Annotated in this window: 13 protein-coding genes; 5 read left to right on the top strand and 8 right to left on the bottom strand. The window is 62.5% G+C overall.

The genetic code is table 11. From position 1 onward, the window contains the following. Positions 1-29 precede the first annotated feature (29 nt). From N8A90_RS07675 to N8A90_RS07650, 6 genes are all read right to left on the bottom strand, one after another. Positions 30-827, bottom strand: coding sequence for a MipA/OmpV family protein (locus N8A90_RS07675; RefSeq protein WP_262074090.1), 798 nt, complete (start codon positions 825-827; stop codon positions 30-32). 1,045 nt (positions 828-1,872) lie between these two features. Then, entirely contained in the window at positions 1,873-3,264 is a 1,392-nt protein-coding gene (locus N8A90_RS07670; protein WP_262074088.1) for a sensor histidine kinase, read from the bottom strand. Then, positions 3,261-3,926: a response regulator transcription factor gene (locus N8A90_RS07665; RefSeq protein WP_262074087.1), complete on the bottom strand. Its 666-nt coding sequence runs from the start codon at positions 3,924-3,926 to the stop codon at positions 3,261-3,263. The genes N8A90_RS07670 and N8A90_RS07665 overlap by 4 nt, the downstream gene beginning before the upstream one ends. Before the next feature lie 700 nt (positions 3,927-4,626). Continuing rightward, positions 4,627-5,829: a CaiB/BaiF CoA transferase family protein gene (locus N8A90_RS07660; RefSeq protein WP_262074086.1), complete on the bottom strand. Its 1,203-nt coding sequence runs from the start codon at positions 5,827-5,829 to the stop codon at positions 4,627-4,629. Next, entirely contained in the window at positions 5,826-6,647 is an 822-nt protein-coding gene (locus N8A90_RS07655) for a MaoC family dehydratase N-terminal domain-containing protein (RefSeq protein WP_262074085.1), read from the bottom strand. Before N8A90_RS07655 ends, N8A90_RS07660 begins: the two co-directional genes overlap by 4 nt. Before the next feature lie 8 nt (positions 6,648-6,655). Further along, positions 6,656-7,654 carry a Bug family tripartite tricarboxylate transporter substrate binding protein gene (locus N8A90_RS07650; RefSeq protein WP_262074084.1) on the bottom strand — a complete coding sequence of 333 codons (999 nt, stop codon included), beginning with the start codon at positions 7,652-7,654 and terminating at the stop codon, positions 6,656-6,658. A 143-nt stretch (positions 7,655-7,797) separates the two neighbouring features. Between N8A90_RS07650 and N8A90_RS07645 the strand changes: the two genes are divergently transcribed. After that, the gene (locus N8A90_RS07645; RefSeq protein WP_262074083.1) at positions 7,798-8,727 is read left to right on the top strand and encodes a LysR family transcriptional regulator; all 930 of its coding nucleotides are present in this window, start codon (positions 7,798-7,800) and stop codon (positions 8,725-8,727) included. 83 nt (positions 8,728-8,810) lie between these two features. Here N8A90_RS07645 and N8A90_RS07640 read toward each other — a convergent pair whose 3' ends face one another. Then, positions 8,811-9,710, bottom strand: coding sequence for a LysR family transcriptional regulator (locus tag N8A90_RS07640; RefSeq protein WP_262074082.1), 900 nt, complete (start codon positions 9,708-9,710; stop codon positions 8,811-8,813). A gap of 164 nt (positions 9,711-9,874) precedes the next feature. On the opposite strand from N8A90_RS07640, the gene N8A90_RS07635 reads away from it, so the two are divergent. The 4 genes from N8A90_RS07635 (at position 9,875) to N8A90_RS07620 (ending at position 12,712) form a co-directional block, all read left to right on the top strand. Beyond that, a complete protein-coding gene (locus N8A90_RS07635; RefSeq protein ID WP_262074081.1) occupies positions 9,875-10,507 on the top strand; it encodes an NADPH-dependent F420 reductase in 633 nt (210 codons plus the stop codon). A 32-nt stretch (positions 10,508-10,539) separates the two neighbouring features. Then, positions 10,540-11,373 carry an isochorismatase family protein gene (locus N8A90_RS07630; protein ID WP_262074080.1) on the top strand — a complete coding sequence of 278 codons (834 nt, stop codon included), beginning with the start codon at positions 10,540-10,542 and terminating at the stop codon, positions 11,371-11,373. Between the two features lie 258 nt (positions 11,374-11,631). Continuing rightward, positions 11,632-11,925, top strand: coding sequence for a XapX domain-containing protein (locus N8A90_RS07625; RefSeq protein ID WP_262074079.1), 294 nt, complete (start codon positions 11,632-11,634; stop codon positions 11,923-11,925). An 88-nt stretch (positions 11,926-12,013) separates the two neighbouring features. Then, entirely contained in the window at positions 12,014-12,712 is a 699-nt protein-coding gene (locus N8A90_RS07620; protein ID WP_262074078.1) for a YoaK family protein, read from the top strand. A 306-nt stretch (positions 12,713-13,018) separates the two neighbouring features. On the opposite strand, the gene N8A90_RS07615 is transcribed toward N8A90_RS07620, so the two are convergent. Beyond that, positions 13,019-14,035 (bottom strand): GlxA family transcriptional regulator, encoded by a 1,017-nt coding sequence (locus N8A90_RS07615; protein WP_262074077.1) that lies wholly within the window; start codon positions 14,033-14,035, stop codon positions 13,019-13,021. Positions 14,036-14,260 lie beyond the last annotated feature (225 nt).

The following is a 14,260-nucleotide window of genomic DNA, read 5'->3' as shown; positions in this document are numbered from 1 at the left end:
GCGCCCATGGCTCTTGGTTGAAGGGCGCGTCAGAAGCGGTAGGCGTAGCCGAGCGCGAGCGTGGTCCCGGTGGCTTTTCCCACCAACGGACTGTCCTTGACGGAGTCGCCGAAACGCGTGGCACCGACATCCACGAACACCGTGTGGTTGCGCGACGGCGAGTAGTCCATGCGCAGGCCAAACTGCAAGTTCGCGGTGGCCTTTCCCTCGTGGAAGGCGCGACCAACCCTGGCTTCGGATCGCCGCACGCCGTAGTAGTAGTCGACGTACTTGTCGTCGACCCACTCCGCGGCCAGGCGTGGGGTGAAGCCGAACTTGCCGGCCGCGAGCCGACGGTCGATCTGCAGCTTGGCGCGCATGCCCTTGCTGTTGCCCATGGCATCGGCCAGCACTTCGCCGCTGAGGTTCGCGAAATCGCTTTTCCAGGTCACTGCGCCGCCGGCCCAGAGGCTGGACTTACGCTCATCCATGCCGCTGAGGACTGGAGAATCCTTGGCCTCGTAGCCATCACCCGACCATCGGGCGCGCAGTCGGAATGAGAGCGCGTCGGTCGAGTACAGCTTGACGTCGAACGTTGGGACGGTGGCGCTGATCCACTTGCTCTCGTACGACACCAATGGAAGGGGGAGCACCTCACGATCGAAGTCTCGGTAGGGCTTATCGACTACGACCGCGCCAATGCCCAGGGCCCACTGCCCGCTGCCGTCATTGGGCTGGCTGTCCTGTGCGAAGGCCGACGGCGTCCAAGCGGCGGAGAGTGCGGCGGAAACGATGAAGATCAGCTTGCACGATGCCAGCGGAAGACGGAAGAGCTTTTGTTGAGACATGGTTTGGTCCTTTCTGTGACGCATTGGGGGAAGAATTTCGTTGCTCTTTGCAGCTAAGCCGCAGGCGTAGAGCGGGCTGGGCCTCGTCCTACCTCAGGGTGGCCGAGTGGGCTCGGTGATGTAGCGCTGCCCAGCACCGCGTCGAGTTCGGGGTGATCGCCGAAGTGCGGCTGTGCGCACACGAGGCAAGTTCATGGATGCATCCCTTCGGCGACGAATGCGCGGGAGCGCGTGATGCCTCCCGCTGCGCCGTTCGCCACGCTGCCCGTTGGGCGAGGCGAGCATCCAGCTGTAGATCGATCACAGACAGACCACGCACCTGGAGCGTCAACATCGCATACTCGACCGACAGAATCGAACTCTTAGTGACGGGTTGGGGCAGTGGGGAACTGAAGCCACCGCGGGTGTCGGCACGCGTCAACTCGCCGAAAGTGGCGCTGCTTACCTCGTGCTCGGGCGACCGGTTAAGGTTGGGTCGCACAACGATCTCGGGGCGCTCCAGGGGGTCGGCGCTGCGAACGCCGGACTGCCCTCCCGCACGAGGCTCCTGGCTCAAGTCATCCGGCATCAATCTTCCAATCTCGTGGCGCGCCAATGCGGCGCATTTGTGAGATCCGGATACTGCCCAAGCGGATTTAGGGGCTCTTTAGAATTGTTAGGAATTCTTTAAGAAGAGGGGAATTCAGCAAAAAAAATCAAGTGCAGCCGCCTGGCCAGCCAGGAGGCCACTCACAAGTTGCTCGAATCACCCCATTGAACAACGCGATGTGGATCGGCCAGCCACTCCAGTGCGCGTCAATCTTGTGCTATCTGGGCTTGGCGTTCCAGGACCGGTGCAGCAAGGTTGCCAATGCCCAGCGCACCCAGTCCGTGTTGAACGAACGCATGGCAAGGGTTGCTCTAGAGCGCGCAAATCGCATCGTTTCCCGGGTCATTCCGGACCGGCACGCCCTGGACCCGCTGCTTCATCGTTCAGCCGAACGCCCCCAGACGAGCGTCCCAGCAGAAAATCGAAGGTCCGCCGCCCGCGTGGTACGCGGGTAGATCAGCCAGGGTGCCGTTGCTCGACGACGCCAGGAAACACGACGCGCACCATCAATCCTCGGTCTTCCAGCCCGGTCTCGGTCTGGACCGTGGCATTGTGCGATTCGGCAATGTTGGCTACCAGCGACAGGCCGATGCCGCTGCCGCGCACGGGCGTCCCCGCGACCCGATGGAAACGCTCGAAGATGGCCTCGCGCTCCTCGGCCGGAACGCCCGGGCCGTCATCTGAAACTTCCAGATAGACCATGCGCGCGAGCTCGCTGCCCTCGGTGGCTTGGTAGCCGCAGCGCACAAGCACATTGCCACCCTCGGCGGTGTAGCGCATGGCGTTGTGCATCAGATTGCGCAGCAGAATGCCAATCTCATCAATGTCGCATAGGATCGTGCAGGGATGCACATCCAGGAAGAGCGAGCGCTGATTCAGGTCGGCGTAGACCTCGAATTCCTGGGCTACGTGCTGCACCAGTTTGCTTAGATCCGCCGGTGTGTGTTTGGGGGCTTTTGCACCGGCATTGATGCTCGCCAGGTCCAGCAACTGCTCGGACAGCCGGGTGCTGCGCCTGGCGACCACCAGCAGCTTTCTGAGTGCGACATCTTTGTCTTGGGGATTGGTGGCTTGCAATGCGATCTCGGCGTGCGCCTGCAGGGCAGATAACGGCGTGCGTAGCTCATGGGCCGCATCGCCAATGAAGCGACGCTCGCCTTCGATAGCCTCGTCCAGTTGCTTGAGCACGTGGTTGAAGGAGTCAACCAGCGGGTGCAATTCCCATGGCAAGCGGTCCAGCGGCAAGGATGTGAAATCGAAGGGGCGACGATGGCGCATTGCCGCCCCGAGTGCGCGCACGGGCCTGAGCGTACCTTGGGTCACTAGCCACATGATGAAGCCTGCAATCACGAGCAGAACAGTTGCGAGCACGAGTGCATGCGCTGCCTCGTGGCGCATGTCCGCATCTACGACACTTTGCAGATTCCCAACTTGGACGGTCACCCGCCCAGTGCTGTCGGAGGCAGAGTACACGCGCCATTTCTCTTCCTGTACGAGGGTAGAAGCCGCACCGTCGGCAAAGTCAGGCTGTAGCGGCGACTCGGGCGAACCGGGAGTGCTGGCGACCATCCGTTCGCGATCGATCCAGATCTGGAATACCAACTGTTCGCGCTCGGTGCCGACGGCCTCGCGCAGCTTGAGGCCTGGCCTGCCTGCTCCATCGAAGTGGCTATCGGCAGGGATCGTGACCAGCAGTTGAGTGGCAATGGCCGCGAGCTTCTCGTCCCAGGTGCTGGTGCGGTTGAGCGAGAACTGCGTGAGCACGGCTCCAACCACCACGGTCCAGCACAGGGCAATGACTGCGACGATCACCACGATCAGTTGCGCGTTGAAGGAGCGGGACTTCATGCGGTTGGCTGCCCAATGACGTAGCCGAGCCCGTGAACGGTCCGGATCAGATCGTCACCGAGTTTGCGACGCAACTGGTGGATGAACACGGCGATGGTATTGCTCTCCACGTTGCTGGCCGTACCGTAGACGATGTCGTGCAAATGGTCGCGCGTGACCACGTGGCCGGGCCGCTCCACCAGGGCGAGCAAGGTGCGATATTCGTGGGCACTGAGGACTACCTCGACACTGGCCTTCGTGACGACGCGCTTGCTGCGGTCGATGCAAACGTCCCCACGAGTAAATACTGGAACAACACGCCCCTGACTGCGGCGGATGACCGAGCGTACGCGTGCCCAAAGTTCGTCGAACTGGAACGGCTTGACCAAATAGTCGTCAGCGCCCGCGTCGAGGCCGACGATGCGCTCGCTAAGCTGGCCACGCGCGGTGAGAATCAGCACCGGCGTGGGGTCGTAGCGCCCACGCATCGAGCGCAGCACCGACAGCCCCGAATCTCCGGGAAGACCAATGTCGAGCAGTACGGCAGCATAGGTGTGATCCACCAGGGCACTACGCGCCAAGTTTGCATCGCCGACGTGGTCGATGTGCCATCCGCCCTGGCGCGCGCCGTCGCAAATAGACTCACCCAACATCTGGTCGTCTTCGACGAGGAGCAGCTTCATTTCATATCAATCCATTCCTGAGCATTTGCTTTTAAGGAATCATGCAGCAAGCTCGTTAATAATTTTTTAAGCCCGCAATTTCCGACCGGTGCTTGGACTCCCGCCTTCCCGCGCTGGGCATCCGCTTCCTATAAACGTGACGAGCGGTCAATCGCATAGCGCTATGAAGGCAAAGTGGTGACCCTTGTACCAGGGGATTTACTGCAGTTCGATGCGCCTGCGCTGCAAGGCCTCGAAACCATCGAGGGAGAACTGTGAGCTATCTGCCCGCGTTTGACGATGCAGGCGTGGAACCGGCTCGAGCCTCTGTCAACCTGCCCCGCGGAGAACCTCATGCTCTCGTCGCCGAAGGCCGCCAAGCTCCCCTATCGCATCCCGGGAGCCGCGCGGCCGCTCCCTGTAGCGCGGGGTGTCCCGCGGCTCGAGGCAAGCGAAACAATCTTCTTAGTGGCCCTCGCAATATCTGCTCAGCCGTTCGCCCGGCAGAAGCGTAGAGCGAAAAACCGACAATCATGTCGACGCACGGTCCGCTCAGACTCCAAGTCTTGACAACGGGGATCGAGCCGGCCTCCACCACCCCCGATCGTTGCTGACTCCCTTTCATCCGTATCGACGTCGATCCGGGGCCTCGGCGTGCAAGTCGCAGCGCAAGTGTTGGCGCATAGTCAGGCCGCGGATTCGGGCGCGTCCGCCGCGAGCGCTAATTCGTCGGTACGGCCGTCAGGATGCCCACCATTCGTTCGATGCTCGCGTCGGAAAGGCCCAGTTCCGAGAGGACAGCCGACGTTTCCCAGCCACGGGGCTGCGCGGGACCACGAAGTGGCAGGTACTGATCATCGACCTTGATCGATGCACGGAGGACCTTCGTCGCGCCCTCCGTAGGATGCTGCTCTTCCCGCAGCAGTCCGACCGCCTGCAGATGAGGGTCGTTCGGCAGCGATTCGAGGGTGTGACACGGCTGGGCCGCGATGTCAGCATCCTGCAGCAGTCGCAGCCACTCATCGGTGGTCTTGTGCGTGAGCGGTGCGCCTCGTACCTCGAACCACTCGGCCACATGGCGCGCCCGGGCCGACACGCTATCGAACCTGGGATCGTTCTGGAGATCATCCCGCTCGGTCACCGCCAGAAAGGCACGCACCTGTGCATCCGTGTTGACAGTAAAGGATATCCATCCATCCGCTGTCGCGACCGGCTTGTTGTGCGGACTGAGCAGTCGAAGGTCCCCGGCGGGACCCACGGGCGGATCGAAGGTGGCCTGCGCCAGATGTTCCTGGAGCACAAACGCCGCCATGGTCTCGAACATGGGGACCTCGATGCTGCAGCCGCTTCCCGTCTCGCTGCGCTGCACCACCGCGGCCAGGATGGCCCCGGCTGCGATCTCGCCGGCCACATGATCGCAGATGAGCATCGGCACGTAGGCGGGTGCCCCGTCACGCCGCATCGCCAGACCGGCCATCCCCGTCGCGCCTTGGATGACGCTGTCGTACGTGGGTTGTCCCGCGTAAGGGCCTTCTGTCCCGTAGCCGGTGATCAGGCAGTAGATCTTGTTCGGATAGCGCGCCCGCACGGCGGCAGGGTCGAGTCCCAGGCGCGCCAGCGCGTCCGGCCGCATGTTCGCGACAACGACGTCCGTGGTCGCCAACAGGCGGTCCAGGGCTTCCCTGGCTTCCGGCGTCTTCAGGTCAAGACAGACGTTGCGCTTGCCCCGGTTGAGGTGCAAGTAGGTTCCCGAATGCTGACCGGTCGGCGATGGCCCACCGAGACCGCGCATCAGATCGCCGGCCGGACTCTCGACCTTGATGATCTCGGCGCCGTACTGGCCGAGTCGCCAAGTGGCGACCGGACCGACCACGACACTGGTCAGATCCAGGACGCGAATTCCCTTGAGTGGTTCGAAGCTCATTGTGTCTCCACTTCCATTCTTGCGCAGAGCAGCCCCTGGTCGTCGAGAGCGCTCACCCGCCATGCCAGGCCGACCTTCTCGGCCACGATCGTGAGTGGTCGATCGCAATACAGCGGTGCGAGATGCCGCGTCTGCAAACGAGAGGGCGTTGCCGCCAAGTCATGCCTCACGAACTGCGTCATCAGCAGTGTGATCAGGCCGCCGTTGACCACGAGATCCGGCAGAGCTTCGACCTCTTGCGCATACTGCCGATTAATGTGGATCTTGTGGGAGTTGAAGCCGAGCGCCGAATACTGAAAGAGCAACGTCTCGTCGGGCACGATCGTCCTGTGCGCACTGCCCGGTGCCGGGGTGTACGCCATCTCAGGGCGTTTCGCCGCTGCACGCCCGCGGTCCGCCGCGAGCAGCGCGTAGGTTTGCGTTTCCGTCAGCACCAGCTCATCGCGAAGCTTCAGCCGGTGACCGACTGTGAGGAGCGCCATCGGTCCCGACGGGCCATTCTTCTCAACGATATCCTCGATCCGGCTGGACCGCCGAAGCGTTGCACCGATCGGGATATCCCCCAGGTAGTCGACGGTGCGGCCCGCGAGCATCAGACGAGGCAGTCCCAGGTCAGGAATGGGCACGCCAAGGCCGGGGAAGCCGTCGCTGCGCAAGGCCTTTCTCGGTGTGTCCGCGCCAAGCAGAATGAACTGCCACCCGCGCGGCAACGCAAGCCCCTCGTGCATCGCGTCCGGCTCCTGGTCCAGCATGGCGGCCACCCGCCGTGCCGTGGGCAGAGAGCAGACTTCGAGCCGTTCGATGACGTCCGAGGCCACGTCCGTTCTCACTCACCAGCCTTCACGTCGGCCTTGCGAACGATCTCTTCCCACTTCGTGCGCTCGGCCGTGATGTACTTGGCGAACTCCTCGGGCGTCGAACCCACGGGCTCGGCGCCCATCTCCACGTACTGCTTGTGCACATCTGGCTGCCGGAGCGCTTGCGCGGCCTGGGCCGCCAGCTGATTAACAATGGAAGCGGGGGTGCCACGAGGCGCCCAGAGGCCGTACCACGTGCTGATGTTGAATCCCGGCAAGCCCGATTCGGCCACCGTGGGCACGTCCGGCAAGGCGGTGGAGCGCTTGGCGGTCGTCACCGCCACCGCGCGAAGCTTTCCTGCCTTGATGAAGGGCATGGCCGAAGGCATGGAGTCGAACATCAGCTGAATTTGACCGCCCATGAGGTCCGTCAGGGCCGGCGCACTTCCCTTGTAGGGCACATGCTGGAGTGGGACCCTGGCCGTCAGCTTGAACGATTCGCCGGCCAAATGCTGTGACGAGGCATTGCCCGGCGAGCCGAAGTTCAAAGGCTCGCGCTGGCTCTTCGCCAAAGCAATGAGATCGGCGACCGTCTTGATGGGCGAGGCATTGTTCACCACCAGAACGAGGGGTACATCCGCCAGCTGGGTGATGGGAGCGAAGTCCTTGATCGCGTCGTAGCGCATCTTGGGCGTCACGATCGGCGTGATGATGTGCAGCGACGCGTTCGAGAGGATCGTGTAGCCATCGGGTGCGGCGCGAGCGACCGCCTCGGCGCCAATCATCCCGCTGGCACCGGCTCTGTTGTCGATGACGAAGTTCTGGCCCATCGCGTTGCCCATCTTGACCGACACGACCCGGGTGAGCAGATCCGTGGGCCCGCCGGGTGGGAACGGGAGCACCAGCTTGATGGGCTGCTTGGGATAGTCCTGCGCGGCACTCGTGCCGGGTAGCGCGCTGAACGCGACCAGGGTGGCACCCGACAGGAGCCACGCCCCGCGGGTGAGGAGGGATCGAATGGTGCGCATGAATAGTCTCCGTTCTTGTTGCGTGTTTTCGCAGAACCCCGCTTCCGGCACGTTCCCGTTCGGAAGACAAAAGCCTGTTCGCAAATTCTATTTATGCGCAATCCACGCGACAATCATCGATTCTGTGCCATGCGTGTTGAATCATGATTGACAATAACCTGGATCTGAATCTTGTTCGTCTGTACGTGACCATGGTGGAGTCACCGTCGCTGACGGCTGCTGCGGCGAGCAGCGGCATGACGCGTTCCAACACGTCCAAGCGCCTGAAAATCCTCGAGAAGGCCGTTGGCGCCCAGCTGATGCGACGGACGACCCGCCATGCAGAGCTCACCGAGGCGGGTCACCTTCTGTACGCCCATGCGTTGAGGATGCTGGAGGAACTTAGCTCGGCGACCACCTCGATCGACAGCCTCGGCAAGACCGTGCGTGGGGACGTCCGCGTTCGTCTGCCCACCGGCCTCGCCCACCTTTACCTCACGCCAGTACTGCTGGATTTCGCCCGCAAGCATCCCGAAATCTCACTACGGGTTTTGATCAACGACAGCATCGGTGACCTGATTTCAGCCGAAGTCGATGTTGCGCTGAAGGTGACCTCGCAACCACCCGAGGATCATGTCGCCCGCCGCATCTGCGGTGTGGGTTGGTGCCTCTGCGCAGCCACTCCCTTTTTGGAGGCACACGCGCCGATCATCAACACGACCGACCTCGAGCGCTGCGACCTCATCACGCCACAGTCGCTGGGCAGGCGCTTCAACCTGAAGCTCACGATCGCTGGCGACACTCAGACTGTGCGCGTGAGCCCGCGCATTCAATCGGGTGACTACCCCTTCCTGTTTGAATCCATGATGGCCGGGCTCGGCGTGGCACTTCTGCCGCGCTACGCCGTCTGGCGGCAGATTCAGGCGGGGACGATCCGAGAGGTCCTGGAGAACTGTGATGCGGAGGGGGTCGGCGACAGCATCTACATGATCACCACATCAACGCGCTTCCCCACCGTCGCAACGCGGACGCTGATGGATTTCATCAGCGAACATCTCGAAAGCCAAGCCCCCAATTGGAAGAAGCAGGCCTGAGCATGGATGGGCTTTGCGGTGTGCCCCACCGGCACGCGCATGCACTTGAGCTATCGGCGATCGCCACGGAAGGCGGGCGTGCCTCACGTCGCGTCGGACGAGGACTGTTGCCAGGGCGGGATCTGCAATGCTTCAACCAGGAAATCCACGAGCCGCCGCACCTTCAGCGGGAGTTGCTTGCGCGTGGGATAGACCGCGAAGATGCCGAGCTCCACGGCCTTGAACTGCGGCATCAATTCGATCAGAGTCCCCGCGCGTAAGTCCTCGTAAACCAGAAAGTCGGGCTGCATGACGATGCCCTGATGCGCCAGAGCCGCCGCACGGCACGTGTCGCCATTGTTCGCGTGGATGCGCGGACGCGTGCGGACCGTCAACTCGCCTTCTGGCCCCTGAAAACTCCACACATCCCCGGACGACCAGTAGCTGTACGAGATGATGTCGTGACGCACCAGCTCATCGGGCGATACAGGGGTGCCGTGATTCCGCAGATAGGCCGGTGATGCGCACAGCACCATGCGCGTTCGAGCCAACGTTCGACTGATGAGATTGGAGTCAGGCATCCGTGCGATGCGCACCACGAGATCGTAGCCTTCCTCGACCACGTCGATCACCCGATCCGACAGGATGATGTCCAGCGTCACCTGCGGATTTTCCGCGGCGAAGCGACCCCACAAGGCTGCCAAGTGCAACGCGCCAAAGGTCTGCGGGGCGCCGATGCGAAGACGTCCGTGCGCCTGCCCGATGCTGGAGGCCACTTCGGCGTCGGCCTCTTGCACGGCCAGCAGGATCTCCTTGCACCGCTGGAAATAGGTCTGACCTTCGCCTGTGAGCGAGAGCCGACGTGTCGTGCGCTGCAGCAGCCGCGTGCCGAGATGCGCTTCGAGTTCGTTGACCTGCCGGGAGACCGCCGGCTTGGATAGTCCACTCGCGTCCATGGCCCCCACGAAGCTGCCAGCCTCAACCACCGCAACGAAGGTTTTCATGGACTGAAGCAAGTTCATAGTCTCTTATTTCAACACAGTATGTGCCATCGCCTGACATTTATCTCGACATCAACCCCCAATAAAGTCGCTCTCGAACCAGCCCGGCTGGCATCCATCGACGGGATCAAGCCCTGTCAAACCGCTCACACACAAAGGAATTCATCATGAAGATCACACTCGTCGGCGCCGGCAACATGGGCGCGGGCTTCGTCAAGCAGCTCACCCTCGCGGGCCACAAGGTCACCCTGACGGCACGCGACCTCGGCAAGGCACAGGTGCTCGCCAGTGCACACGCCGGCGCGACGGCGGCAGCCGCCACTGATGCGCTGTCCGACTCGCAGGTCGTCATCCTCGCCACGGGCTATGGCGATGCCATCGCGGCCCTCAAGGCACTCGGCCCCCTCGAGGGTCGCATCGTGATCGACATCACCAATCCGCTGACACCCGACTACATGGGACTCACTCTAGGTCACAGCACCTCTGCCGCGGAAGAGATCGCCAAGGCCGTGCCAGGCGCACAGGTGGTCAAGGCCTTCAACACCGTGCTGGCACAGGTTCTGGCCGAAGGCCCTGCCTTCGCCGGTGGCCAGACGGTGCCGGTCTTTCATGCCGGCGGCGATGAACAAGCCAAGCAGACGGTCCGCGCGCTGATCGAGAGCATGGGTTTCCAGGCCATCGACGCAGGCGACCTGAAGAACGCTCGCTATCTGGAGCCCGTAGCGGGTCTCAACATCTATTTCGCCTACGGCGCAGGGCAAGGGACGCAGATCGCCCCGACCTGGATCCACCGCGCCTGAACCGTCTTCCCAATTCCCCGAAAGCAATTCACATGCAAATCAAACTGACCCAAATCGTCGCCGCCATCGCCTTGGCGGGTTCGGCCACCCTCGCACTCGCGCAAGAGCGTCCCGCGGACATCGTGAGCCCGATCACCGACAAGGCTTTGCCGACCAAGGCCAGTGCGGCCGACGCGCGCAAGGCGGGCCGCGCCGCGTATGAGAAGCCCACGCCGGAGAACAGCATCATGCTGTTCATCGACCACCAGGTCGGACTGATGGCGAGCGTCCGCGACTTCGCTCAAGCATCGGGCTACAAGGCCAACGTGGTGTCGCTCGCGCAGATGGCGAAGGCCCTGAAGATTCCGGTCCTCCTGTCCTCGTCGAATGCCCAGTGGCAGAACGGCGACCTGCTGCCGGAACTCAAGGAAACCTTCAAGGATCAGCCGATCTATCGGCGCACCGGCATCATCAACGCCTATGAGGATCCGACCTTCCGCAAGGCCTTGGAGGACTTGGTCGCCAAGACGGGTCGTCGGCACATCATCATCTCTGGCGTGACATTGGGTACGTGCGTGGCTCTGCCGACGTTGGCGATGGTCAACGACGGCTACGTGGTCCACCCCGTCGTGGATGCGTCGGGCGCCTGGAGCAAGTACGAAGCCGAAGCTGCGATGCAACGCATGAGCGCCGCAGGTGCGCAGCTCAACACCGTCTACGCGCTCGGCGCCGAGCTCCAAGCCGATTGGAAGCTTCCCTCGGCCAACGACATGCTGCCGCCGTTCATCAACGGTTTGCCGGAGTACGGCTGGATCGTGCAGCAGTTCTGGAACAACGCTGACCCGGCCAAGCGCCCGGTGAAGGATCCCTTCGGTCTCGTGAAGTAAGCCAGCTCCCTGCCACGCTTAGCGTGCGGCGAGTCAGGCCACATGACCCCGGCTAGCACGTCCTGCAACGCGCACGAGGTCCACCCCGAAAGGCCAGTGGCGATCGGTGTGTCGGGCGGCATCGTTGGGTCACCATCTCACGCCGTGTTGCCCACGGGCACGGCCGTGCGGCTTCGTCTTTCTGGGTAGAGCAGCACAAGCCGCGCCGCAAGCTCTCTCTAACTGCCTAAGTGCACACCAACGCAAAGGCGTTTACTCATGAAAGCCTATGTCATCGCGCTGGCGGTTGGGCTCGTTGCCGGATTGCTCTATGGAGGCCTGGGTGTCAAGTCGCCCGCGCCGCCGGTCATCGCGCTCGTCGGATTGCTCGGCATGCTGGGTGGAGAGCAAGCTGTCGGGTGGGCACGCGTCCGATGGTTCAGCTCAGCGCAGACCGTGCATGCCACGAGCATCATCATGCCGCCGCACCGGTCGGATGGTCGCTCCGCGCGAGCGATGCCAGCAGCTTCCGAGAAGCATCCGTTCGCGGATGGTGAACGCTCTGATAGCTGACACACCCGCCTTCGCCAGATCAACGCGGCGCGCCTCTGCATCGCTGTGCATTGACCGACCTGTCCTTATCAAACGCAGGAGCCAAATCATGACCGCCATTCAAGCTGCTGACACCGGTGAGGCGACTCTGGACGCGCGCACGGGCAGCGTTCTCCTGTCCTTCGTTGCAGGCTTCGTTGACACCGTGGGCTTTGTTGCGCTCTTCGGGCTGTTCACCGCCCATGTCACTGGCAACTTCGTTCTGATCGGTGCGGCGGCCGCTGGGTCCGGACACGCGAGCGTGTTGGGAAAACTGCTCGCGTTACCTGTGTTCGTGCTTACCGTGGCGCTCACCCGTACCTACCAGCTGCGCTGCGCGCGCCGGCTGATTCCTGTGGTACGTCCGTTGCTGACGACACAGCTGCTGTTCCTGTTGGCATTCATGCTCGCTGGCATCGCCGCCGGGCCCTTTGATCAGGCGGCTGCCATAGCGCCAGCATTGATCGGGCTTCTTGGCGTCATTGCCATGTCGATTCAGAACACGGCATCACGCAGCGTGTTCTCCGCGATGTCGCCCAGCACGGTCATGACAGGGAATGTCACGCAGCTCGCCATGGATGCAGTCGATTGGCTCGCCCATGCCCCCTTGGCTGATGACGCGGCCAAGCGGATTCGGAAGAACTGGCCTCCAGTCGCAGCTTTCGCCGTAGGCGCGCTGGGGGGCGGGTTTGGCTTTTCGGCGTTCGGTTTCTGGGCCTTGATCGCTCCGATCACAGCGCTGACAGCGGCTGTGCTACGAGTGCGCTAAATCGCGTGGACCAATGAAATTGGTCGACGACCTCTACGGTGACCGGGCCAGGGCCGGTGTCCTGTCGGTGGGCCGCAGCAACGTCGATCGCACACGCTGCGTTCCGAAGCCCGCGCCACCGCTCGCTCGAACGTCGCTGTAATGTGCGCATCACACTAAAGGCGAGAAAGCCCGCTTCCGAAGGGGGTGGGCCTCTTTTTGGGCGTCGTGCAACTGGTACGGGAGCGCCGGGCATGAGTCCCTCGCGAGGGTCAGCTTGCCGGTGGTCGGCGACGAACCGGCTGACGTTGCAGGCGTCGAAGGAATTCAATCCGGAGCTGTCGCGCCTCGTGCCACGCTCCCAAAGCGTGCCCGATAGTCATCGGGAGAGATCCCAAGGCGCTTGGAAAAGAGCTTTCGAAGGGATTGCTCCGAAGCGAAACCGACACGGCCGGCGACGGACTTCAGCGGCAGGTCCCCCTCTTCCAATATTCGTCGTGCGGAATCGATGCGTACCGTATCAATGAATGTCAAGGGAGATACGCCAACCTCCTTGACAAAAACGCGCCTGAAATTTCGCTCGCTCATGGCTGCACGACTCGCGAGATCAGCAAGAGCCATCGGCTGGTCGATGTGAGACAGGATCCAGTCCTGCGCTTGCCGGATGCCAGGGTGACTGGTGCTCTGGCTCGCCAAATGGACGCTGTATTGCGATTGCCCGCCTGGCCGCTTCAAATAGACGACAAGGTCCCGAGCGACCTCCAAGGCGATCGAACTCCCGAAATCTTCTTCCACCAATGCGAGCGCAAGATCGATGCACGCCGTGACACCAGCGGAAGTCCACAGATGCCCCGATCGCAGGTAGATTGCATCGGCCTCCACGTTAACCTCCGAGAATCGGCGCTGGAGCAGACCGGCGACGCTCCAATGTGTCGTGGCTTCCCGGCCATCGAGCAGTCCCGCTTCGGCCAGAAAGAAGCTGCCCGAGCACAACCCCACCAGACGATCCATGCGCGACGCGACGTTGCGCGCCCATTCGACCAGGCGCGCGTTGGCGGCAAGGGCTTCCTCGATGGCGCGAGCGCCGACGAAGACGGCGATGTCCGGCAGTTCCCGTTCATCCAGCCGCTTGGTGGCCTGAAGCGACATGAGCATGTCTGACCTCACTTCCCCAACGGAAGAGGATGCCACCGTGATTTGGTAACCCCGCGGCCGCCCGTTCAATGCGAGATGGATGTTCGCGTACTCAAACACGCTCATGGTGCCGATCGCTTCCAGCGCCTTGAAGCCCGGGTAAACGATCAGATCGACATGGCGTAATCGGGTGGAGACATGATTTGTCATGGTGGGACGGTAACGCATCGCAGCACTGCGTATACGAAGGCGCACCAACTCGGGACACTGTACCCGTCCGTCCAAACCATTTCGATGCCGCCCAACCCCACAAAGATCGTGTCCATCCCAGCTAGGTGGACACGATGGAAAGCGAGCGGAAGAGTACCCCGCGCCGGCGCAGCGCGGCGATGAAAACGCGGTCGTCAGTTAACGCGATCCACCGGTCGGCTTTGT

It is taken from the genome of Variovorax sp. N23 (genome assembly GCF_025486315.1).
Lineage (GTDB): Bacteria > Pseudomonadota > Gammaproteobacteria > Burkholderiales > Burkholderiaceae_C > Variovorax.
Note: the sequence above shows the minus strand (reverse complement) of the source record. Positions and strands in the feature narration are given on the sequence as shown.